The organism is Frankia alni ACN14a, assembly GCF_000058485.1.
Taxonomy (GTDB): Bacteria; Actinomycetota; Actinomycetes; order Frankiales; family Frankiaceae; genus Frankia; species Frankia alni.
In genome coordinates, this window is record NC_008278.1 from 1,294,582 (window position 1) to 1,317,354 (window position 22,773).

Annotated in this window: 15 protein-coding genes; 8 read left to right on the top strand and 7 right to left on the bottom strand. The window is 73.4% G+C overall.

The window, feature by feature from the left end:
• Positions 1–1,529: 1,529 nt before the first annotated feature.
• The 3 genes from FRAAL_RS05315 to FRAAL_RS05325 all read right to left on the bottom strand — a co-directional run bounded on the left by FRAAL_RS05315 (position 1,530) and on the right by FRAAL_RS05325 (position 5,017).
• Positions 1,530–3,059 carry a hypothetical protein gene (locus tag FRAAL_RS05315; protein WP_011602420.1) on the bottom strand — a complete coding sequence of 510 codons (1,530 nt, stop codon included), beginning with the start codon at positions 3,057–3,059 and terminating at the stop codon, positions 1,530–1,532.
• 362 nt (positions 3,060–3,421) lie between these two features.
• Positions 3,422–4,144 carry a TetR/AcrR family transcriptional regulator gene (locus tag FRAAL_RS05320; RefSeq protein ID WP_231861516.1) on the bottom strand — a complete coding sequence of 241 codons (723 nt, stop codon included), beginning with the start codon at positions 4,142–4,144 and terminating at the stop codon, positions 3,422–3,424.
• A 390-nt stretch (positions 4,145–4,534) separates the two neighbouring features.
• On the bottom strand, positions 4,535–5,017 hold the full coding sequence (locus FRAAL_RS05325) for a GtrA family protein (protein ID WP_011602422.1): 483 nt from the start codon (positions 5,015–5,017) through the stop codon (positions 4,535–4,537).
• A gap of 388 nt (positions 5,018–5,405) precedes the next feature.
• Here FRAAL_RS05325 and FRAAL_RS05330 point away from each other — a divergent pair, with 388 nt between their 5' ends.
• The gene (locus FRAAL_RS05330; protein ID WP_173402677.1) at positions 5,406–6,056 is read left to right on the top strand and encodes a beta-class carbonic anhydrase; all 651 of its coding nucleotides are present in this window, start codon (positions 5,406–5,408) and stop codon (positions 6,054–6,056) included.
• A gap of 28 nt (positions 6,057–6,084) precedes the next feature.
• Here the strand turns inward: FRAAL_RS05330 and FRAAL_RS05335 are convergent, their stop codons facing one another.
• The 3 genes from FRAAL_RS05335 to FRAAL_RS05345 all read right to left on the bottom strand — a co-directional run bounded on the left by FRAAL_RS05335 (position 6,085) and on the right by FRAAL_RS05345 (position 10,009).
• Positions 6,085–7,428 (bottom strand): UDP-glucose dehydrogenase family protein, encoded by a 1,344-nt coding sequence (locus FRAAL_RS05335; RefSeq protein ID WP_011602424.1) that lies wholly within the window; start codon positions 7,426–7,428, stop codon positions 6,085–6,087.
• Positions 7,429–7,550: 122 nt separating this feature from the next.
• Positions 7,551–8,492, bottom strand: coding sequence for a TIGR03089 family protein (locus FRAAL_RS05340; protein ID WP_011602425.1), 942 nt, complete (start codon positions 8,490–8,492; stop codon positions 7,551–7,553).
• A complete protein-coding gene (locus tag FRAAL_RS05345; protein WP_011602426.1) occupies positions 8,489–10,009 on the bottom strand; it encodes an LCP family protein in 1,521 nt (506 codons plus the stop codon). The genes FRAAL_RS05340 and FRAAL_RS05345 overlap by 4 nt, the downstream gene beginning before the upstream one ends.
• A 62-nt stretch (positions 10,010–10,071) precedes the next feature.
• Between FRAAL_RS05345 and FRAAL_RS35740 the strand changes: the two genes are divergently transcribed.
• The gene (locus FRAAL_RS35740; protein WP_157734200.1) at positions 10,072–10,497 is read left to right on the top strand and encodes a hypothetical protein; all 426 of its coding nucleotides are present in this window, start codon (positions 10,072–10,074) and stop codon (positions 10,495–10,497) included.
• 320 nt (positions 10,498–10,817) lie between these two features.
• Entirely contained in the window at positions 10,818–12,737 is a 1,920-nt protein-coding gene (locus tag FRAAL_RS05355; RefSeq protein WP_011602428.1) for a glycosyltransferase family 39 protein, read from the top strand.
• Between the two features lie 126 nt (positions 12,738–12,863).
• On the opposite strand, the gene FRAAL_RS05360 is transcribed toward FRAAL_RS05355, so the two are convergent.
• Positions 12,864–13,940, bottom strand: a complete 1,077-nt coding sequence (locus FRAAL_RS05360) for a glucose-1-phosphate thymidylyltransferase (protein WP_041938879.1) — start codon at positions 13,938–13,940, stop codon at positions 12,864–12,866.
• 424 nt (positions 13,941–14,364) lie between these two features.
• Here FRAAL_RS05360 and FRAAL_RS05365 point away from each other — a divergent pair, with 424 nt between their 5' ends.
• From FRAAL_RS05365 to FRAAL_RS05385, 5 genes are all read left to right on the top strand, one after another.
• A complete protein-coding gene (locus FRAAL_RS05365; RefSeq protein WP_011602430.1) occupies positions 14,365–15,888 on the top strand; it encodes an LCP family protein in 1,524 nt (507 codons plus the stop codon).
• 97 nt (positions 15,889–15,985) lie between these two features.
• Positions 15,986–16,894 (top strand): dTDP-4-dehydrorhamnose reductase, encoded by a 909-nt coding sequence (gene rfbD, locus FRAAL_RS05370; RefSeq protein WP_011602431.1) that lies wholly within the window; start codon positions 15,986–15,988, stop codon positions 16,892–16,894.
• Positions 16,895–17,230: 336 nt separating this feature from the next.
• Positions 17,231–17,902 (top strand): acyl-CoA-like ligand-binding transcription factor, encoded by a 672-nt coding sequence (locus FRAAL_RS05375; protein WP_041938880.1) that lies wholly within the window; start codon positions 17,231–17,233, stop codon positions 17,900–17,902.
• Between the two features lie 172 nt (positions 17,903–18,074).
• A complete protein-coding gene (locus tag FRAAL_RS05380; RefSeq protein ID WP_011602433.1) occupies positions 18,075–19,856 on the top strand; it encodes an MDR family MFS transporter in 1,782 nt (593 codons plus the stop codon).
• 380 nt (positions 19,857–20,236) lie between these two features.
• Complete coding sequence (locus tag FRAAL_RS05385) at positions 20,237–21,682, top strand: hypothetical protein (protein ID WP_011602434.1); 1,446 nt, start codon at positions 20,237–20,239, stop codon at positions 21,680–21,682.
• Positions 21,683–22,773: the final 1,091 nt, after the last annotated feature.

Here is a 22,773-nt window from a genome sequence, read left to right on the forward strand (position 1 = left end):
CGCCAACATCCGGGGTCACCGTTCCGGCGGCGCTGGACACTCCGGGGCCGGGGCCGGGGCCGGGGCCGGGGCCGGGGCCAGGGCCGGGGCCGGGGCCAGGGCCGGGGCCAGGGCCGGTGGGCGTGTCGCGCGCACCGCCGGCGGGTCCGGTGGCTCCACCGCGGGCCCCGAACGGTCCGAGGAAGGTCGTGTCGCCGTCGCCGTCGCCGTCGCCGACCAGGCTTCCCCTGGGCTCGTTCACCTGGTGGGCGGGTCCGGGCTGGGGACCGGCGGGCGGCCGGACACCCGGACGTCCGGGAACGGTCGAGCTGGGTGGGGTCAGCCGGTAGGTGAGGTCACCGTCACCCTCCCAGGGCGGGACCGTGCCGCTGGGACCAAGCCCTGGCGCAGCGCCGGGCGAGGCCGGTCCGCCGAGGTCGGAGCCTGGTGTGGGAGTGCCTCCGGGGCCGGCGGGGAGCGGTCGGGCGGTGAAGGCGGGGTCGGCCGGCGGGGTGAGGCTCCCGGGAAAGCCGACCGGCGGGGGGCCGGGCGTGGGTGTCCCGGGTGCCCCTGCTGCGCCGGGTGGGAGGGAACCGGGTCTGATCGGCGGAGCGTAGTAGAGCGGACCGGGCGGTCCGGCCAGTCCGCCGGGCGGACCCGGGGGAGCCGGTGGCCCGGGCGGACGCGGCTCCGAGCCGACGGCCCCGGGTAGACCGGTGATGGGCACCTGTCCAGGCTGCCCGGGCGGTCCGACGGACTCCCGTGGACCGCCGGGCCCGGTCGGGGAGCTCGATCCGGATCCAACGCCGGGCGTGGGCGCTGGGAAGCTCCCCGGCCCGACCGGCCCGACCGGCCCGACCGGCCCGACCGGCCCGACCGGCCCGACCGGCCCGACCGGCCCGACCGGCCCGGTCCGAGGCGGGGCGGCGGGCGGCGCCGGCGGTGACGGCCAGGCGGGTACTGCGGAGGCCAACGGGCCGGGTGGCCCGCCCGGACCGGTCAGGCCGCCGAACCGGGGCGGTGCCGACGGGATGGGCGGGCCGGGCGGGTAGGCCGGCCCGCGCGCGGCGGTGTCGGCTGCCGGGTCACCGAGCGGTGAGCCCGGTCCCGCGTAGGGCGGCGGCCATGAGACGTGCCCAGGCCCGGGGCCCTGGCGCAGCGGGTCCGGGGCCGCGCCCGCCCGGCCCGCGCCGCTCGCCGGGTCGGCCCCGAACCGGTCGCCGGGTCCTGCCGGGGCGGGTCCTGCCGGGGCGAGGCCCCCGGGAGGCATGGTGCGTTGGGCATCGTCGAGGTCCGAGCCCGAGTCCGGATCGTCGCCGAGGCGCGGCCCCGGTGGCGACTGCTCGGGTGAGCGCGACGTCTCGTCGTCGCCATAGCCGGGGCTCGGCACGGTTCCTCCCGAGATGGGTGACGGTTGCGGTCCCCAGAGTAGGCGCACCACCCTGCGAATACCGGTGGTATTGGGCTACTGCACAACAAATGCGGCCCTATCGCCACCCGCCCGGACGCGTGGCAGCAGGCTTGCGGCGCGACAGCGCGCCCCGGCCGGATCAGCTCTGCGGCACCGGATCGAACCCGCTCCACCATTCATACAAAGCGACGCCGTCGGTTCCGGTCGCCATGAACGAGACCAGCTTGTCGTCGTAGGACCAGAAGATGAAGTGACTGCTGTCCCGGACCGTGCAGACGGCGGTGCCCTGGGTCTTTCCCTGGTCGAAGTTCCAGGTGAAGACCTCGCTGCCGCCGGTCTTGCACGTGCCGCCCGGAGCGGTGGCCAAGGACTTGCGGACGTCGACGTCGCTGGTGAGGTCACCGGCGGTGGCGTAGGCGTAGGCGGCGACGACCTTGCCGTCGTCGGAGTCGCAGAAGAGCGCGGCCAGGATGTGGTCGCTCTCCGCATCCCTGTTGGGCTTGCAGTCGGTCATCGCCGACGAGTCCAGCTTGGCGACCAGCTCGTTCTCGGCCGGGGTGAGCGTCGAGGATGCGCTGGGTGACGCGCTCGGTGACGGGCTCGGTGAGGACGAGAGCGTGGCGGAGGGGCTCGCCGGCGCGGTCGGCGGCGCGCTGGGTGAGACCGAGTCGGCCGCCGCCGGCTTCCCGTCGTCGGACCCGCCGGTGAGCAGCACGACCGGGATGATGATGAGGAGCAGCACGACGACGACGGCCGCGCCGATGATGACCGCCCGTCGGCGACCGGAGCCGCCGGGCCGAGGCCCACCCGCGGGTCCGGTACCGGCCGGCGGGTACGCCCCGTACGCCCCGGCCGGCGGGTAGCCCTGCTGGTAGCCACCGGCCGCCGGATAGCCCTGCTGCTGGTAACCCTGCTGGTAGCCCTGCTCCTGATAGCCGGGCCCCGGGTACCCCTGCTGGTAGCCCTGCTGCTGGTAGCCCTGGTCGTAGCCCGCGGCCGGTTGCGCGTAGCCACCCGGCGGTGGGTATCCGGTGGGTGGGTAGCCGGGTGAGCCGCCGTAGCCGCCGCTGGCAGGACCGCTCGGGCCGCCGGCCCCCGACGCCGCGCCGTAGCCCCCTGCCGGCGGGTAGGCGGCGGTCGGCGGGTACTCCTCCGGAGCCGGGCTTCGACCCTGTCCGGCGGACGTTCCCGGCGGCCATCCACTGCCCGCGCCGTCAGGAAGTATCCGAGTCTGCGCCTCTTCGCCGTATTCGTCCTCGCCCTGTTGGGGCCCGCCACGACCGTAGGGATCCGGGCCACCTTGGGGATCGTCACGTCCGTAGGGATCCCGGTGGCCGCGGGGATCTGCCGGGCCGTAGGGCGCCGTCTGGCCGTAGGGGCTGGCCGGAGCGTGGGGCTCCGTCTGGCCGTAGGGATCGTTGCGCGGGCGGCCCGCCGCGACGGGCGGGAATCCCGGGCCCGCGGGCGGCTGGACGACCGTCGGCCAACCATCAGCCTGGCCCGGTCGTTGGCTGCCGGAATCCTCGCCGGCCAGACGAGTCCGCTCCGCGTCGTCGTACGGCGCGGCGCCGCCCGGGTCAGCCGGGTCCGGGTGGAAACCGGCCGGTGTGCCGTGTACCCGCTGGGTCTCGGCGTCCGGGTCCTGGGGGCCTAGGCCCGGTGACTGCATGAGATCCTCCTGTGCCGCGCGAAGGCGCCCCCGGCGTCGCGCCCCGTCCCTGCCCGCCAGCGGTCGGGGCAGCCCTGTGTTGGCCGGTCCCCTCGCTCCGCCCGCGCCCACCGCGGCTGGGACAGGATAAACCGCGACTTCCGCCCCAGATCGGGCCCGCTGCTGATGGTAGGGCCTTTGCTGCTGGAACGAAGGGGGGGTCGCCTTCTCGACAGGCCCACGGGGTCGGGTCGCCCCCTCCCGCCCTCGTGGAGGCGATCGCCGGCGGCGGTCCGCCCGACCGCGGGACTCACGCCGGTTCACGTGGGCCGGCCGGGGTGGACCGGTGGTGCCGGTGCAGTCCCCCGGCGCTGTGGATGGGATCAGGCGGCGTAACGGATGACGATGTCGTCCACGATCGATTCCAGGAACGGCCGGTCGACAGTCTCGCCGGTGAGGAGCACACGCTGCAGGATGATGGCGGTGCCGATCTCCATGAGTATCGCGTGATCGATGTCCGGGCGGAGTTCCCCGCGGGCGATCGCGTGCTCGACGATGGCGTGGGAACTCGCCTCGCGTTGTGTCCAGAGCCCGCCACGCAGCGCGTTTCGCAGATCGGGATTGCGGGGCATCTCCGAGATCAGTTCGGCGATGATCCGCCCGCGGCCGCCCCGGATGGCCTCGTGAAAGGAAGTCAGGAACTCGACGATGTCGAGGCGCAGTGAACCCGTGTCGGGAGTCGGCATGCGTTCCTCGGCGAAGGCGTTGATCGCGTCCATCACCATCGCCAGTTTCGACGGCCAGCGGCGATAGATCGTGGCCTTGCCGGCGCGGGCGCGGGCGGCCACCCGGTCCATCGTCACGCCGTCGTAACCGAGTTCGGCGAGCAGGTCCAGGGTGGCCGATCGGATCGCGTGGTCCCGGCTCTCGTCGCGAGGCCGGCCGCCCGGGCGCGGCGACGCGAGCGAGGACTGGGTCACGGCATGTTCTCCCGACGGCTGCGGGGCGGCCGGCGCCTGCCGCGTGCGTTCCGAGAGTCGAACAGTGACGCATGGTAGATGACCGCGAACGCGCAGCACCGGTTGGGCCCGCAGAGCGTAACTCACCAGGGATGCTTCGAGTACGGGTTGGCACGTGCGCGGATGGAGCTTCCCGGTGTCCGGACGGGACCAGACGTGCCCTTCAGTCGGGCGGCCGGCCTGCGACGTACAACCATTCGTGGTACCCACCGGACGTGCGGTGGGACGCGTCGAGGCCGAAGCGGCGGGTCCGGATTGGGGTGCCCATCGGTGGGCCGTCCCGAGCCGAGCCGGGAGCTCCGAGCCGAGCCGGGATTGTCCCGCCGCGGCCACGCCCGCCGGGCGGTAGGGCCTACAGGCATGATCAACTCTGGTGGGCGATGCCAGCTGACGGACCGCCCGTGCGGCATCGCGGTCCTGGATGGTGACGCACGGCAGTCGCCTCGGAGCAGGCCGGCTACCGGGGTGGGACGGCGGTCAGAGCCGGCCGGCGTGCTCCGGGATCGGACGGTGGTTCTCCTGGTCGGCGCCGGTGTTCACGACGGCCTTGGGGTGGTCGGGGTGTAGGAACACCCACTTCTTGTACGCCCAGAAGCGGAACACCGTGCCCAGGCCGGTGCCGATGACGTTGCCGAACAGGTTGAAGGCGAGCACGCCTCGCAGGTCCAGCACGTACCGGGCGAACCCGAGGCAGCCGAGCGCGATCAGCAGTCCGACGGTATTCAGGATCACGAAGAGGGTGTACTCGCGGCGCAGACCGGTCCGGGCGCGGTGGTTGAAAGACCACTGCCGGTTTCCGATGTACGAAAAGGTGGCCGCAACCACCGTGGAGACGGTCTTCGCGCTGAGTGGACCCATTCCGAGGAGCGTGTGACACAGGTTCGAAACCAGGAAGTCGATGGCATAGCAGACGCCGCCGACCAGCCCGAACTTGCCCATCTCGTGGATGAGTACCTGCATCGGCGAGCGTGACTGCCGGTGCCTCACCACACGCGACCTCGTTCGATTCTTACCACCCGAGGAGAGTACCGGCTGCCTCCCCCTGGGTTCGGGGCCACCCCCTCGGACGGGGTTGGCCCGGCGACCCTCGCCGGGACCGGGGCCGGGACCTCGACTGCGAGCGGTGACCGAAAACTTACCGAGGTGTGGTGGGGGCACTGAGGAGGTGTTCCCCGTCCTACGATGAGTGATGCGACCGTCTCGCTGCGACCGGCAACGTGAGTGGCGCAACCTAGCCGAATGTGGGGAACATCGACGAAGGTGGGTAGGTGGCCGGCATCCTGACAACACGGCAGTTGACAACACGGCAGTTGACAGCACGGGAGCACGGTCACCATCGATCGGGAGGATGGACCACCATGATCTCCTTCACCAGTCGGTCGCGCGGCTGATGACGACGTCGACCGAGTACCAGAGCCCAGCCGAGGCGGCCGAGGCGGCCGCCGACGCGCACGCCGACCGGGTCCGTCCGGCGGGACCGGTGGGCGGCACGGCCACCGTGACGGAGCTGCTGCTGACCCACGCGGCCGGGAATCCGGCCCGGCGCCAGGAGGCCGGGCTGCCCGCCTCCCCGGCAGCGCGTCCGCGCCTGGGCGTCGCGGTCGTCGCGTGCATGGATGCCCGGATCAACGTCGAGTCGCTGTTCGGCCTGACCGAGGGGGACGCGCACATCCTGCGCAACGCCGGCGGCGTCATCACCACGGACGTCGTGCGCTCGCTCGCGGTCAGCCAGAACGTGCTTGGCACCACGGAGATCATCCTCCTGCACCACACCGGGTGCGGCCTGGAGAAGATCACCGACGACGGCTTCCGGGACCAGTTGGAGCGGGACACCGGCGTGCGTCCCGAGTGGTCGGTCCAGGCGTTCGCCAACGTGGAGGACGACGTGCGCCTTTCGCTGCGCATCCTGCGCTCCTCGCCGTTCCTGCAGTCCACGACCTCGGTGCGCGGCTTCGTCTACCAGGTCGAGACGGGTGGGCTGGTGGAGGTCCCGGCCTGACCGCGCGGCGCGAGGTGATCGGTCACGGTCATCGTGGCGGCCGGCCCAGGGCCCGGTAGGTCCAGCCGGCTGCCCGCCACCGATGCGGATCGAGGGCGCCGCGCCCGTCGATGACGACGGGTCGCGCGACGTGTGGTCGCAGCACGGCCGGATCGAGCTCCCGGAACTCGTGCCACTCGGTGAGCACGAGCACGACCTCGGCACCGGCCACCGCGCCGACCACCGAGTCGGCGAAGCACAGGTTCGGGTGACAGGCCCGCCCGTTCTCCACCGCGGCCGGATCGTAGACCGACACGTGGGCTCCGGCCCGGCGCAGCGCCTCGGCCACCTCCAGGGCGGGCGAGTCGCGGATGTCGTCGGAGTTGGGTTTGAACGCGGCGCCGAGCACCCCCACCGTCCGGTTCGCCGGCGAGTCGCCCAGGACCTCCCGGGTCAGCGCCACCGCGCGTGCCCGCGCCCGGATGTTGACGGCGTCGACCTCGCCGAGGAATGCCAGGGCCCGGCCGACGCCCAGCTCGTCCGCGTGGGCCTGGAACGCCCGGATGTCCTTGGGCAGACAGCCGCCACCGAATCCGATGCCGGCCTGCAGGAAGCGGTGCCCGATCCGGGCGTCGTGCGCCAGTGCACCGGCCAGTTCGACGACATCGCCGCCGGTCGCCTCGCACACCTCGGCCATGGCGTTGATGAAGGAGATCTTGGTGGCGAGGAAGGCGTTCGCGGCGACCTTGACAAGCTCGGCGGTGGTGAGGTCGGTGACGACGACCGGGACATCGTCGCCGATCATCTGGGCGTAGACCGCTCGCAACCGTCGCTCCGCCATGCCCCGTGGGGCGACCCCGAAGACCAGCCGGTCCGGCCGTAGGGTGTCGTCGACGGCGAAGCCCTCCCGGAGGAACTCGGGATTCCAGGCGAGCTCGGCGCCGGGCGCGCCGGCCGCGAGCCTCGCCGCGAGGCGGGTGGCCGTTCCCGCGGGCACCGTCGACTTGCCGACCACGAGGTCGTCCGGACCGAGCCCCGCGGTGATCAGGCCGCTCACCGCCGCGTCGACGTGGCGCAGGTCCGCCGCGCCGCTGTCGGGCCGCTGGGGCGTGCCGACGCAGACGAAGTGCACGTCGGCCCGCTCGACCGCCTCGGCCAGCGAACCCGTGAACGTGAGCCGGCCGGCCTCGAGGTTCTTGCGCAGCAGCGCCTCGAGACCCGGCTCGTAGAACGGCACCTCCCCGGCGGACAACCGCCGGACCCGGCGGGTGTCGATGTCGACGCCGATGACGTCGAAGCCCAGCTCGGCCATGCACACGGCGTGGGTCGCACCGAGGTAACCCGTGCCGATGACGCTGATCCGCGGATCAGTGGACCTGCTCACGATCGGCACCTCCGCTGCGCAGGGGATCGGCGTGGATCCCCTGCGCCCCGCTGTCGCGCACCGGGAGCCACCGGCTGGCGAGAGTAGTCACTACCCTGCGGTGTCGGCGGCCACGTCGGCCCGAGCGGGCATCACCCGAGGTGGGGGAGCTGGAGTGTCCGCACGCCCGGGCCCGTGGGTGGGTTGGCCTCGGCGCCGGCCCCGTCCCCGGCGCCGGCCGCCCCCGGTCCGCCGATCGAGGCTGGTGCGGCGGCGATGGCGGTGATCCGCTCGCTGTCGATCCGACGGGTGAGCGCCGCGGGGTCGAGGTGGCGGCAGAGCACCATCGACGCGCCCGCCACCAGCGGGGCGAGCAGCCCGCCGAGGAGCCCCTCGGCCGTGGCCGGCGGCGCGGTGGACAGGACCCGGTCGGCGGGACCGAGTCCCCAGGCCGTCGCGACCCGCGCGCCGGCCCGCAGCAGTTCGGCCTGCTCCGGTGGGGGCGGCGGCGGAGCGAACCGGTCGCCGTGCGGGGGAACCTCGGCGGAGTAGTCCAGCACGCCGGGGACGGGTCGTAGCATCCGGCCGCCCAGCGGGCGCAGCGACAGGGCCACCGTCTCGTCGACCACCAGGCCTGCGGTCGCGTCGAGCCGGTCCTCGGCTACGAACAACGCGCCGAGGCGGGTCGCCGGTGGCAGCGACGCGTCCGCGGCCAGGGCACGCGCGCCGGCGTCGGCGAGGACGACCTCCAGCCCCGCCAGCCAGCCGGCGAGCGGGATGACCAGGCCCAACCAGTGGGTCGGCAGGTCGACGCCGATGCGGTCGCCGGCACCGAGGCCGAGGGTGTCGACGAGCATGTTCGCGGTCTTGGCGATCCAGTTGTCCAGGGTGATGGCGGAGAACTCCACCCGCTCGCCGGTCGCGTCGTCGTAGAAGGTCACCAGCGGCCGGGCCGGGTCGGTGGCGAGCCGATGGGCGAGCAGTCCGGCGATGCCCCGCACTCCCGCGGGAACGTCTCCGTCCGGCGTGCCGGCCGCGCCCGCCGATCCCAGCAGTCGGGCCGCGGGCACCAGCCGCGGTGGCGCCCCGGTCACGGCGTGCAGGAGGTGTTGACGGGCGCCGGCGTGGCCGTGCCGACCGTGCCGCTGCCCGTCGTCGTCGGGACGGCACCCGTCCCCACCGAGCCCGGAGCAGCCGGCGTGGCTGCCGCCAGCCCGGCGAACGCGGTGCCGAGGACGACGACGAGTCCGTCCCCGACCCGGGCGGGGTCCTCGACGGGCAGGGCGCCGGGCAGCCGGGCGGCCAGGGTGCGTGCCGCGGCCTGGTGGCCCGGAGGGTAGTGAATCTCGGTCGGTTCCTGACCGGTCGTCGTCGCCGTCGTCATCGCTCCAGTGAATCCGAGCGACCGCAGTGCGTCGACTGTGGCGGCGGCGAGCCCCGTCCGCCCCGAGGCGTTGCGGACGGCGGCGACGCTGACATCGGCGGGTCCGACGCTGACACCGGCGGGTCCGACGCTGACACCGGCGGAGCCGACGCTGACATCGGCGGGTCGGACGCCGATGTCGGCGGGGCTGATGGTGGTCCCTGCGGGGCCGGCGGCGGTCCCGGCTGGTTCGGGGGGCGGCGCCGTGGCCGGCCGGGTCGTACCCGCGGGCCGCAGCGGCGCCAGCACCTGGGCGAGGCCGGCCTGATCGGCGACCAGCACGGCGCCGTGTGGTGGGACGGTCCCCATCCCGTCGACGGCGCCGTCGGCCGGCAGGGCCACCCGGGTGGGGACCGTGACGAAGCGGACCCCGCCGGAGCTCAGCCCGCTGGCTCGCTTCGCGAGGGTGAGCAGAGCGGTCTGGTCGAGTCCCGCGTCCACCCTGAGCGCCCCGCCGACCGCGCCGAGCAGGGCGGTGATCTTCGCCGGGTTGGTGAGCACGCCCGCGCCGGTCGCCGTCGCCAGGAGCTTGGCGAGGAACTGCTGCTGGCGCAGGACTCGCAGCCGTTCGTCGCCGAGGGCGTAGCGGGTGCGGACGAAGGCGAGCGCCTGCTCGCCGTTCAGACGGTTCTCCCCGAGATGACCGTTCCAGCCGGACATCGCGTCATGCAGGTTGCGGGTGCTTCCGTCGGGCAACGGCGTCACGCAGACGGTGACGCCGCCCACCGCGTCGGTCATCGTGCGGAACCCGGCGAGATTGATCGAGATCGTGTGATCGATCTTCAGGCCGGTCAGCGACTCCAACGTGGTGACCAGGCCGGGCACGTCGGCGAGCTGGAGCACCTCGGTCAGCTTCGCTCGACCGTCCCGGGCCTCGGCCCGTTCGGGGGGCACGACGGGCACGAGCATGTCGCGGGGGAAGGACAGCAGGGTCGCGGAGCCGTCCCTGGCGAAATGGGCGATGATCGTCGTGTCCGACCGCACCCCGTCGACGACGCCGTACTCCCCGTCGGTGCCCTCCCGGCTGTCGTCGCCGAGCAGCAGGATGTTCTCCTCGCCGGCCGCGCCCGCCGGCCGGGCGCCGTCGATGTTCCAGTTGACCCGGGTGATGGCGCCGTCGAAGTGCCGGTAGGCGGCCCAGCCGAGCGAGCTCAGTGCCAGGACGAGCACGGACAGCAGCCCGGTCACGGTAAGCGACAGCCGGCGCAGGAACGAGCGGTGCCGGCGCGGGCGGCGGGGATCGAGCTCGGGTGGCAGCGGCAGTGGCCGTTGGCGTGCGGGCCGCCCGCGCGGGCTGCTCGGGCGGTACAGCCCAGCCGGCCGAGCTGGGCGGGGCTGCGATGGCTGGGGTGGTGCCGGGCGTGGTGGTGCTGGGCGTGGTGGTGCTGGGCGCGGGGGTGTTGGCCACCGGGGTGCTGGGCGCGAAGGTGCTGGCTGCGGAGGTGCTGGCTGCCGTGGTGCTGGGCGCGGCGGTGCCGGCCGTCGCGGCCGAGCGGGCGCCGCGGATGGATCCGGCGCCGGCGCTCCCTCGTGCCAGCGCCGCAGATCGGGCGGGGTACGCGGAGCAGGTGGCGGCGACGCCGGACGGGCGTGGGGGCTCACGGGGTCGCGGACCCTCCTCGGTCAGGCGGTCCTCGTCGTTGCTGCCGTCGGAACGCGCGCCGCGGCCGTTGTGATGATGACGTCGTGGCGATGAGGTTTAGGGACTGGTTCATCTATTAGACCGTTCCCGGTGGGTTGTGCGTTGGTGGGTGAGCACCAGTGGGCCTGGTGTGGGGGAGAGCTCGGGGTTGCGCGTTGCCCCGGGGCGCGCCCGCGGCGACCGGCGGTCAGCCGCGAGGCCGACCGGAGGATCCGCCCGCGGGGCAGGTGGCTGCGAAGTGGGACCCGGCGTGGCTCCGGCCGGTCCGACCGGGTTGCCGCATCGGGGGGCGAGGCGGCAGGAACGGCACTGTTCAGTGCACTCCTGCAGCAGTCGTTTACCCTGACGTCAACCATGGATGAACCGGAGACGACGCCCACCGAACGCACCGGCACCGCGGAACCGGCCGCTGCCGGCACGACCGGGCCGAGGCCGAGCCGCCTCGCGCGCCTCGCGCGGCGGGGGCCGCTGCTGCTGGTGCTCATCACCGCGGTCCACCTGGCGATGTTGCTCAGCTACGCCTTCGTGTACCCCACCTGGACGGGCTACGACGAGGCCCAGCACGTCGACATGGTCTACGGGCTGCAGCACGGAGCCGGCTGGCCCGCCCCCGGCGAGAAGATGATCGCCACCGGGGTGGCGGCGACCTCGGACGACTTCGACCGGGGCCGCTACCAGGACATGTTCCAGTCCGGGGGAAAGCGGCGCGGGGCCGCGCCGTTCGCGGAGATCGACCCGACACCGCGCGACCAGCGGAAGTCCTTCGACGCCCTCGGCGGCCCGACGCCGGTCGACGACGGGCGTCTGTCCAACCAGATGGTGCAGCATCCACCCCTGATCTACGCTGTGGGGGCGGTGGTGCTGCGCGCCCTGCCCGGCTCCGGCGACTGGGCCTATGACCAGCAGGTCTTCGTACTGCGTCTACTGAACATCCTGGTCGTCGCGCCGCTGCCGTTGCTGGCCTGGCTCGCCGCCCGCCGCTTCGGTCTCGGAGAGCCCTCGGCACTCGCCGCGGCCGCCCTCCCGCTGGCGATTCCGGGGTTCACCCGGGTCGGCGCCACCTTCAACAACGACGGCATCCTCATGCTCACCACCGGCGGGCTCACCGTGGTCCTGGCCGGGGTGCTGCGGGGCGACCTGCGTCGGCGCACCGCCCTGTGGGCCGGGCTGTGGCTGGGGCTCGCGCTGCTGTCCAAGGCGTTCGCGCTCACCCTGCCAGCCATGATCGTCGCGGCCTACCTGGTCGGATGGTGGCGCGGTCGGGCGGCGGGCGCGGCCGACGCGGCGGGCGCGGCGGAGACCGGCGTGCGCGGGTGGCGTCGGCTGCGGATCGTCGTCGGCTCCTTGCCATGGATTCCCGCGCTGCTGGCCGTCGGCCTCGGTCTCGCGCTCGGCGGTTGGTGGTGGGTCCGTAACTACCTGCTGTACGACGCCGTCCAGCCCAACGGCTGGGCGACCAACCCGCCGCGGCGGGAGCCGCTGCTGCTCCCCGACTCGTTCCTGACCTGGTTCTGGTACTTCTTCCGCACGATGATCTCGCGGTTCTGGGGCGGCCTGGGACTGTTCGAGCCGCCGCAGCTTTCCCCGATCGCGATCGTGCTCGCCACCGTCGCCGTCGTCGGGCTGAGCGTGACGGCGGTCGTCGGCCGTCGGCGATCCGCCCGGCCCGAGCGCCTGTCGCTCGCGGCCGGGGTGGTGGTCCTGCTGCTGCCGGTCGCGTTCGCGTACCTCGAGGTCGGCCAGCGCAGCTGGGCGGAGTACCAGCGGTACACCCGTGGGATCGCCGTCCAGGGCCGTTATCTCTACCTCGGTCTGGTCGGGCTGGGGGTCGTGGTCGCCCTCGGCCTGCGCCGGGCGTTGCCCGGCCGTGAACGGCTGGCCCCGCTGGTCCTGCTGGTCGGCGCGCTGCTCATGCAGGGCGCGGCGCTGCTCGCGATCTGCTCCTACTACTGGTTGCCGCGCCGGGTCTCGTTCACCCCGGCACGGATTCCGGACGTGGTGTCGGCGATCGGCCGGTGGGCGCCGTTCCCGGTTGGGGTGACGATCGCCGTGTTCGTTCTGGCCGCGCTGCTGTTCGCCGGCACGATCGCCGGCGCCGGCGCCGGCGCTTGGCAGCGACCGGCCGCCCCCGCCTCCGACTCCGCAGCCGGCCCTGACTCCGACTCCAAGGTCGCCGCGGTCACCCCCACGCAACCGTCGGCCGCCGCCGTCGACCCGACCGCGGCGACGTCCCCCGGCGGCCCCGTCACGGCGCGGTCGGGCCCGCAGGACTAGGACGGATGACGGCCAACGCGATGGCAGGAGGTTGTCGACCGGCTCCGACACCGCGGGCGCACCCAGCCTCCCGCAACCGGCCGCCGAGCCCGGACGATGCCACCAGGGTGTGAGACCGCGGCGGGGTCAGGTGCCCGTCGTGGCGACCGAGACACGGGAGTGGTCGCCCAGCATGAGCCGGTGCGCCTTGGGCAGGGCGGCCGAGGGCACGACCTCGACGTCCCGGCCGATCAGTGAGTCCTCGATCCGCCCGATTCCGCGGATGGTCGCCCGCTCCAGAACGATCGAGTACTCGATCTCGGTGCGTTCGATCGTGCACGAATGGAAGATCGAGGTAAACGGGCCCACGTACGTGTCGACCAGGGTGGTCCCACGCCCGATGATGGCCGGGCCGCGCACGGTGGAGCGGACGAGCGAGGCGCCGTCCTCGATCACGACCCGGCCCACGATCGAGCTGTCGGCGTCCACGGTGCCGTGGATCGCCGGCTCGATGGACTCCAGCAGGTGCCGGTTGGTCTCCAGCATGTCGGCCAGCCGGCCGGTGTCCTTCCAGTAGCCCTCGACGAGGTGGGAGGCGACCTCGTAGCCGCCGTCGACCAGCCACTGGATGGCCTCGGTGATCTCCAGCTCACCGCGGGCCGACGGTTTGATCGCGCGCACCGCCTCGTGCACGGCGGTACCGAACATGTAGACGCCGACGAGCGCGAGGTCGCTCGGCGGGACCAGCGGCTTCTCGACGAGCCGAACGATGCGGCCCTCCGCGCCGAGCTCCGCGACGCCGAAGGCGGAGGGATTGTCCACCTTCGTGAGGAGAATCAGCGCGTCCGGGGTGTTACGTCGGAACTCCGAGACCAGGCTGGCGATGCCGCCGATGATGAGGTTGTCCCCGAGGTACATGACGAACGGTTCGTCGGCGAGGAAGTCGCGGGCGATGAGAACCGCGTGCGCGAGTCCGAGGGGCGCGTCCTGGTGGATGTAGGTCACGCGGATCCCGAACGCCGCGCCGTCGCCGACCGCCGCCTCGATCTCGGCGGCGGTCTCGCCGACGATGATGCCGACGTCCACGATCCCGGCATCCCGGATGGCCTCAAGGCCGTAGAAGAGCACCGGTTTGTTCGCCACCGGGACCAACTGCTTGGCGGACGTGTGCGTGATCGGCCGCAGACGCGTTCCCGAGCCACCGGCGAGGACGAGGGCCTTCATGATCCGAAACCCTATCGCGTCGCCCCCGAAGTGACCGAAAGTAACAGCAGGTGTGGCGGCTGTCATCGGATGGGACTGATCCCCGTTGCCGGTCCCCTTTGCCCGGTTGGCGGGTCGTAGGTCCCCCGCGGTGGCCCGTCTTTCCTACGCAACGCGTTGGTGACGAGTGTGCGCCACCCGATACGGGTACGTTGAGTAGTCGAAGGGTTCGCTACGGCCAGCCTGGCCGGGACGCTGACCGGCCGGCTGATCGAGCCATGCCCGCGAGAAATCTCCGGCCGCCTGGGAGGGGGACACGGTGACCGAGGCGCCGCCGCGTCCACCGGGCGATCCGCGGGCGGAGGGTCGTGCCGCGCGGACCCGCCGGGGGTCCCGGGCTCGCCGATCCCCGGGCTCTCGCCGGGCCGCGTGGGCGGGACACATCGTGCACGACGCTCGGCGGGAGCGCTCACCGCTCGGTCGACTGGTCATCCTGCTCGCCGCCGCGCTTTCCGCCCTGATCCTGGTGACCACGGTGGGCGGCTGGACCGCCTACGAGTACTTCGGCGCGCAGATCCACCGTATCCGGCTCGGCCTCGGCGACGACCGGCCGGCGGACGCCGCCTCCGGTACCCGCAACTTCCTGCTGGTCGGTTCGGACAGCCGGGCCGGCACCGGCGGCGAGTACGAAAGCCAGGGTGCGGTGACCGACGAGCGGTCCGACACCACCATGCTGGCCCATCTCGACGCGAACGGTACGACGACGATGGTCTCGTTTCCCCGCGACACCCTGGTGCGCATCCCCGGGCACGGCCGCGGCAAGATCAACTCGGCGATCACCATCGGTGGCCCCAGTCTGTTGATCAGGACGATCGAGAACCTCACCGACATCAGGATCGACCATTACGTCTCGATCGACCTCGCCGGCTTCAAGGAGATGACCGACGCCGTCGGCGGGGTCACCGTGTGCGTCAAGCCGTTGCCCGGCGGGGGCCGGTCGAACCTGTACGACCCGTGGTCGCAGTGGCGTGGCCGGATCGGCGAGAACCGGCTCTCGGGGGAGCAGGCGCTGGCGTTCGTCCGGCAGCGCCACGGCCTGCCGGACAACGACTTCGACCGCATCCGCCGTCAGCAGCAGTTCATCGGCGCGGTGTTCACCCAGGCAACCTCCTCCGGCGTGCTCACCAACCCCGTGCGGCTGGAGAACCTGCTGCACGCGGCGACGAAGGCGCTCACCGTCGATGACGGGACGAGCATGAACGATCTGCGCGCGCTCGCGACGCGGCTGCGCGGCATGTCCGCCGACCAGATCCGGTTCGAGACGATCCCGGTGCACGCGCCCACCCCGGCCGAGGGTGGCAACGCCCTGGGCGAGCTGCCTCGCTTCGGCTCCGTGCAGCTTTACGAGCCCATCGCGCTGGAGAGGTTCCTCGCTCCGCTGCGCGGCCGGCCCGGCCGGACCGCGGCCCCGGCGGTGAGCCCGTCGCCGACGGTGCTCCCGGCGACGGTGCCCCGGGCGACGGTGACCGTCGACGTCTACAACGGCGCCGGGATCGGCGGCCTGGCCACCTCGGCCGCCGCCGCGCTGGACCGGGCCGGCTTCCAGGTCGGGCCGGCGCGAACCTGGCCCGCGGGCGTCCAGCGCATCACGCAGGTGCGGTACCACCCGGGTTCGGCGCAGGCCGCGCGGACGGTCCAGGCCGCCGTGCCCGGCAGCCGGCTACAGCAGGACGCCGCAGTTCCCGCCGGCCGGGTGCACCTCGTTCTCGGCACCTCCTTCGAGGTGGACACGATCACCGCTGCCCCGACGTCGGCCGCCGGCGGCACCGCGGGGCCGACCACTGCGGGCTCACCCGCGGGCGCGTCCGTGGGCGCCGCCTCCGGCGGGCCCACCGCGCCGGCCGACACCGCCCCCGCCTCGGCCCCCGTCTCGACCGCCGCGGAGCTCACCTCGCGGTGCACCTACTAGCCCGGCCTGATCGTCCAGACCCGGCCTGATCGTTTCCTGGCGCGGCGCGGCCGAGGTAGCCGCGAGGGACGCGGGTTGATCTGCCAGACTCGGGGCCGTGCGCGTTCTCGTGACCGGTGCCGCCGGACAACTCGGCGCCGACCTGTGCCGCCTGCTCGAGGCCCGAACGGCCGAACCGGATTCTCCCGTGCGGGCCTGGGCGGGGCTCGGCCGGGCCGAGCTGGACATCACCGACCCTGCGCGGGTCCGCGCCGTCCTGCGTGACCAGGCTCGGCCGGCGAAGATCCAGGGCGGTCTGGTTGTGATCAACACCGCCGCCTGGACCGACGTGGACGGTGCCGAGGCCGACGAGGCCGGGGCCTACGCCGTCAACGCCACCGGACCCGCCCACCTGGCCGCCACCTGTGCCGAGCTCGACGCCACACTGGTGCAGCTCTCGACCGACTACGTCTTCGACGGCCGGGCGACGAAGCCCTACGAGACCGGGGACGAGACCGACCCGGCCGGCGCATACGGCCGCACCAAGCTCGCGGGCGAGGAGGCCGTGCGGGCGCTGCTACCGGCGTCCTCGTACGTTGTCCGGACCGCCTGGGTATACGGCGCGACGGGTCGTAACTTCGTCAAGACGATCAGTCGGCTGGCCCGGGAGCGTGGCGCGGTCTCGGTCGTCGCCGACCAGACCGGTTCGCCGACCTGGTCGGCCGATCTGGCCGCCGGCCTGCTCGACCTCGTCGCCTCCCCGGCGCCGCCCGGGGTCTACCACTGCACGAACACCGGCGAGACGACCTGGTATGGATTCGCCCGTCGGATCATGACCGAGATCGGCCTGGACCCGGCCACGGTCAGCGCGACGACCACGGACGCCTTCCCTCGGGCCGCCGCGCGGCCGGCCTACTCCGTGCTGTCCACGCGGTCGTGGGCGGACGCGGGTCTCACCCCGCTGCGTCCCTGGCACCGGGCGTTGCAGGACGCCTTCGCCCGCTCCGGCGAGGACCTGCGCGGCTGAGTCGGCCCCTCGCCCCGTTCACGGGCGGACCCTGCCTCGTCGGGCCGACGTTCTCGTCCTGCATCGCTGCCGGACGCCGCTGTCATCCCGTATCGGCGACGGGCGCCGTCCCTGTCCTGCGCCGCTGACGGAACGCCTTGTCCTGCGCCGCTGACGGGACGCTGCGCGACTGATGGTGTGACCGGATCGGTCCGTCGACGGCTGATCCGCACGCTATGAGGCTCGTCTGTGTGCAGTCCGTCACTTCCAGAAAGAATTTTGCAGAGCAAGAATAATTCTAGGGACTACAAGGTTGTAGCTGCTGCAACGGTTTGACGACGGGTGAGGGAGAGGGCGATGGCGACCCAGGTGGGCACGGATCAGGCGCCCCTGCGGCCGTCGGCCGGGCCCCGGCCGGCAGAGCTGGGCCTGCGGGAACGCAAGAAGCTGCGGACCCGCCGGGCCCTGCGGATGGCGGCCATCCGGCTCGTCGCCGAGCGCGGCCTGGACGGCGTCTCGGTCGACGAGATCGCCGCCGCGGCGGAGGTCTCCACCCGGACGTTCTTCAACTACTTCCCCACCAAGGACGACGCGATCGTCGGCATCGACCCGGAGGACATTCGGGAGATCACCGAGGCGCTCGTGGCCCGCCCCCTCGGCGAGGAGCCGCTGGCCGCGGTGCGCGCGGTCATGTTGCAGCGCGCCGCGCTCATCGCGCCAGAGCAGGCCGACCTCTGGCGGGCCCGCCTTGCGATCATCCGCCGGCATCCGCACCTGATGACGGCCAGCGCGGCGAGCTGGAGTTCGTACGAGAACGCGCTCGCGGAGGCCGTCGGCAGCCGCTGCGGCCTCGACCCGGCCCGGGACCCGTATCCCGCCGTGCTGGTCGCCGCGGTCCTGGCGATCGTGCGCATCCTGTCGTTGCGCTGGCAGGAGTCCCCCGGTGCGCCGCTGGCCGACCTGCTCGGCCAGGCGTTCGACAGTCTGTCGCGGGGCCTGCCGCCCCCACCACGCAGGTCACCGGCCTGACCGGCGCGGCCCGCTCCGGCCCGCCCTGCTCCGGCCCGGGTGCCGAGACCGCGCCGTCCCCCCGAGACATTCCCGATCATGTCCGCCGCACCAGCACCCTCCCCGAGGAAGCCGACCCGATGAGAACGACGGAACTCTGTACCGACAGCCACGACCACGAGGGGAGCTGATCATGACCCAGGCTCAGGCGTCCACGCCCGGCGTCGAGGTCCCGGCCGACGCGTCCGCGGCGCAGGTCGCCGACAAGCGCCGGCTCTGGATCATCATGGGAGCCCTGCTCCTGGGGATCCTGCTGGCCTCGCTGGACCAGACGATCGTGTCCACGGCGCTGCCGACGATCGTCGGTGATCTCGGCGGGGCCACCCACCTGTCGTGGGTGGTCACCGCCTACCTGCTCGCCTCGACCGTGTCGACGCCGGTGTGGGGCAAGCTCGGTGACCTGTACGGGCGGAAGATCCTCTTTCAGGTGTCGATCGTGCTGTTCCTGGTGGGGTCCGTCCTCGCCGGCGCCTGCACGTCGATGGGTCAGCTCATCGGCTTCCGGGCCCTGCAGGGCCTCGGCGGCGGCGGCCTGATGATCGGCGCGATGACGATCATCAGCGACCTGGTGCCGCCCCGCGACCGTGGCCGCTACCAGGGACTGTTCGGCGCGGTGTTCGGCGTGTCCTCGGTGATCGGCCCGCTGCTCGGCGGCCTGTTCGTCGACCACCTGTCCTGGCGCTGGGTCTTCTACGTGAACCTGCCGGTCGGCGCGGTCGCCCTGGTGGTCACGGCGCTGGCCCTGCCGGCGACGACGAACCGCATCAAGCACGTGATCGACTATCTCGGCACCGTGCTGCTGGCCGGTGCCACCACCAGCCTGGTGCTGCTGACGAGCCTGGGCGGCACCACCTACGGCTGGGGCTCCCCGGAGATCATCGGCCTGGGGGTCGCGGGCGCCGTGCTGCTCGTCGCGTTCGTGTTCGCCGAGCGCCGGGCGGTCGAGCCGGTCCTGCCGCTGTCGCTGTTCCGCAACCGGGTGTTCTCGGCGGCCGGAGCGATCGGCTTCGTCGTCGGCTTCGCGATGTTCGGCGCGATCGTCTTCCTGCCGCTGTTCCTGCAGGTGGTCAAGGGCGTCGATCCGACCGAGTCCGGCCTGCAGATGCTGCCGGTCATGGGCGGACTGCTACTCAGCTCGATCATCTCCGGCCGGCTGATCAGCCAGTGGGGCCGGTACAAGGTCTTCCCGATCGTGGGCACCGCGGTGATGACGATCGGCCTGTTCCTGCTGTCGTTCATCAGCCCCGACATCGCCACCTGGCAGCTCGCGCTGTCGATGTTCGTGCTGGGTGTCGGGATCGGTTCGGTGATGCAGGTGCTCGTCATCGCCGTGCAGAACTCCGTCGACCACCGGCAGATGGGCGTGGCGACCTCGGGGGCGACCTTCTTCCGCTCCATCGGTGGATCGTTCGGTACCGCCGTCTTCGGCGCGATCTTCGCGAACGTGCTGGCCGGCAACATCAGTGAGCGCCTCGCGGGCCTGCCGCTGCCGCCCGGCCTCGCCGCCTCCGGAGCGAACATCAGCCCGAAGGTCATCGACGCCCTGCCGCCGGCCATCCGCGACGGCTTCGTCCAGGCCTTCTCGGACTCGATGCAGACGGTCTTCCTGGTCGCGGTGCCGATCGGCCTGGTCGCCTTCGCCCTGACCTGGCTGCTGCCGGAGATCCGCATGCGCCACACCGTCGACACCGTCTCCCCGGCCGTTGACGACGCCGCAGGCCCGGCCTCCCCGGCCCCTGTCCCCCCGGCCCCTGTCCCCCCGGCGCCTGCCTCCCCGGCGCCTGCCGCGCCCGAGTCCACCGCGACCGGCATCGCCGCCGCCGCCGCACTGACCGCTGCCGCGCCGACGGCCGTCGTGGTCGTCGACGAGGAGGCTGCGGACGGATCCTCCGGCGCGGCGAAACGTCTCCCGTAGCCGGACCTCGGGCACGGGCGGCCGTGCCCGACCTTCCTGCCCCCTCATCGGCTGACCAGGAGGTGCCCGCGCCCTGACGGCGCGGGCACCTCTGCTGCACGTCAGCGCCGGTCCGGTGAAGGGCGGCAGGTCGCGGTCCTGCGAGACTGGGGGCGATGGGTAGCGTCAGCCAGGTTCCCGGCGAGGCCGTGGACGCCGACAGTGGCAGCCCCGGCCCGCCGTCCGTCCATTCCGGGCAGCCCGCCACACCGTCATCGGTGCCAGCCCAACCCTCGTCGACACGGCCACGGTCGCGCCGGCCGGCCGGCGCTCCCTTCGCGGGGGCCGGCTCCGGGATGCGAGCGGCTTTCGGCCGAGGCCGGCGGGGCGTGCGCAGACACGTGGTTTTCGCCGTACTGGTCGTCGTCGCGGTCGCCGCGCGGGTGCTCGTGCTGGTCGCCTACCCGCCGGCGCTGATGTACCTCGGGGACTCCGCCGCCTATCTGGACCAGGCCTGGCGCGATCTGTGGCCGGGGGACTGGCGGCCGTCCGGCTATCCGATCTTCCTGCGAATCCTCGACGGCCCCAGCCACGTGACCCGGATCGTGGTCGTGCAGCACCTGCTCACCCTGGCCGTGGCGGTGGCGCTGTACGCGGTGGCGGTGCGGGCGGTCCGCCGGCCCTGGCTGGCCGCACTCGCCGCGGCCCCCGCGTTGCTTGCGCCGTGGGTGCTGGACCTGGGGCAGTTCGTGCTGGCGGACAGCCTGTTCGGGGTGCTCGTCTCGGCCGGCGTCGCGGTGCTGGCGGGCTGGCGGCGCCCGCGGGCCGTTGCGGCGGCGGGTGGCGGGCTGCTGCTGGGCGCGGCGCTGTGCGTGCGCACGGTGGGCTACGGGCCGCTGGCGGTCGCCGTCGTCGTGCTGGTGGCCGACGCGGTCGCCGCCCGCGGCGCGCCGGGTGCCCGCGGGCGGCGGGCGCCGCTGCGGGTGGTCGCCCCCGTCGCCGCGTTCGTGGTGGCGGCCGCCGTCCCGGTGGGTGCCTACGCCGGCTGGAGCGCGGCCGAGGGCAAGGGCTTCGCGGTGTCCGCCCATTCCGGCTTCTTCCTGTACGGGCGGGTGGCGACGTTCGCCGACTGCTCGACGATCTCCCGCGCGGACCTGCGTACCCTGTGCGACCCGCGGCCGGTGAACCAGCGCGGCGCCCCGGTCCGCTACCTGTGGCCCGCCGACTCGCCGCTGCGCCAGGGCCACCGGCAGATCCCGCCGGGCCGGGAGGACCTCGCGGGGACGTTCGCGCACGAGGTGGTGCGCGAACAGCCGTGGGCGCTCGTCACGTCCTCGGCCCGCTACCTCGCCGGCTACCTGGACCCGGTGCCGTACGAGACGCCGCAGACGTCCCGGGCGGACACCTGGGAGCTGCCGACCCGCACCACCAACGTGCTGCCCCCGGAGGACGCCCACGCCGACGACGGCTACTTCGTCGCCACGGCGGTGCATGCGCCACCGGCCGGTCTGCTCGCCGCCTGGTCCCGGCTGTCCTACGCGCCGATGCCGCTGGTCGGCCTGGGCCTGCTGGCAGGCCTGGCGGCGTCGCTGCTCACAGCGGGCCGGACGATCCGGGCCCGACGGTCGCCACGACGGGCGCCGCCACCCGACGACGCCGCCCCCGCCGGGGTCGGGCGGGTGTTCTGGCTGGCGGCCGGGTCCGGGGTGTCGACCCTCGTGCTGTCCTCGGTCACCTCCGGCTTCGACTACCGCTACCTCGGCGCGGTCATCGGGCCGATCGCCCTGGCCGCAGTCCTCGGTGTGGGCGCGTTCGCCGACGCGCTGCGGGGACGAACCGCCGGATAGCCGACGAGGACCGGGCGTTACCGTCGTATCGGCGGAGACGGTCGGGGGGCACCCGTGCGCCGCCGGTTGATCGGCGTGGGGGGTGCGAGATGGGACGGCACCGCTCGGATGACCCGGACGGCGACGCCGATCGCCCGGCCACCCTGGCAACCGCCCGGTGGCTTGTGCTGGGGGTCGCCGCGGCCGGGCTGATCTTCAGTTCGCTGGGGCTGCTGGTCGCCGCGGTGGTCCCGCCGTTCACCGGGGCCGACGAGGCGCAGCACACGGCGTACGCGCTCGAGCTCGCCCACGGCTCGCTGCCTCGGCTCGACACCCCGGTGCGCTCCCGGGTACCCGGCATGCCGGGCCTGCCGGCGAGCTGCCGGGCCGCACCCGCGCAGACCAGAGCCGCGGTCGACGCGCATGCCGACGGGCTGTGCGGGGTGCGCCTCGGTCGGGGACTGTCCAACTTCGACCTGGTCTACACCGCCAACCACCCGCCGTTGTTCTACGTGGTGGAGGCGGTGCCGCTGGGGGCCGGCGAGGCGGCGGGCCATCCGCTGGCCGGCTTTCGTGCCGCCCGCGCCGTCAACGTGCTGCTCGGTGTGGGCGTCGTCGTCGCGACGGCGGCGTTGTGCCGCGGGCTGCTGCCGGACCGGCCGGGCCTCGCGGTGGGGGCGGCGGCGGTCATCGGGGCCGTCGGGCTCGTCGTCGTCACCTCCGGACAGATCTACAACGACACCCTGGCGATGGCGACCGTGACGGGGCTGCTCGCGGTGACCGTCGCCCTCGCCCGCGGTGGGCCGCGCCCGCGGATCCTCGTGGGTCTCGCGATGCTCGGGCCGGCCGCGGCGGCCAGCCGCGCGAGCGGCGCGGTGGCGCTCGCCGCCGTGGTGCCCGCCGTCGCCGCCGCCGTGGCGCTGCACACCACGGGAAGCCGCACCCGCCGGGCCGGCCGGGGCCTGGCCACCGCTGGTGCGCTGCTCGCCCTCACCGTCGCCGCCGTCGGCTGGTTCTACCTGCGTAACCAGCGCCTTTACGGCGATCCCACCGCCTCCGGGCGGATCGCGCAGATGTTCCCGCTCGGCGGGGCGCACCCCTCGGTCTGGCAG

Excerpts from the sequence above, each read along its gene's own strand:
- FRAAL_RS05315 (WP_011602420.1), bottom strand. The coding sequence starts at position 3,059 with ATGCAGTCACCGGGCCTAGGCCCCCAGGACCCGGACGCCGAGACCCAG.
- FRAAL_RS05325 (WP_011602422.1), bottom strand. The coding sequence starts at position 5,017 with ATGCAGGTACTCATCCACGAGATGGGCAAGTTCGGGCTGGTCGGCGGC.
- FRAAL_RS05330 (WP_173402677.1), top strand. The coding sequence starts at position 5,406 with ATGGACCACCATGATCTCCTTCACCAGTCGGTCGCGCGGCTGATGACG.
- FRAAL_RS05355 (WP_011602428.1), top strand. The coding sequence starts at position 10,818 with ATGGATGAACCGGAGACGACGCCCACCGAACGCACCGGCACCGCGGAA.
- FRAAL_RS05360 (WP_041938879.1), bottom strand. The coding sequence starts at position 13,940 with ATGAAGGCCCTCGTCCTCGCCGGTGGCTCGGGAACGCGTCTGCGGCCG.
- FRAAL_RS05375 (WP_041938880.1), top strand. The coding sequence starts at position 17,231 with ATGGCGACCCAGGTGGGCACGGATCAGGCGCCCCTGCGGCCGTCGGCC.
- FRAAL_RS05380 (WP_011602433.1), top strand. The coding sequence starts at position 18,075 with ATGACCCAGGCTCAGGCGTCCACGCCCGGCGTCGAGGTCCCGGCCGAC.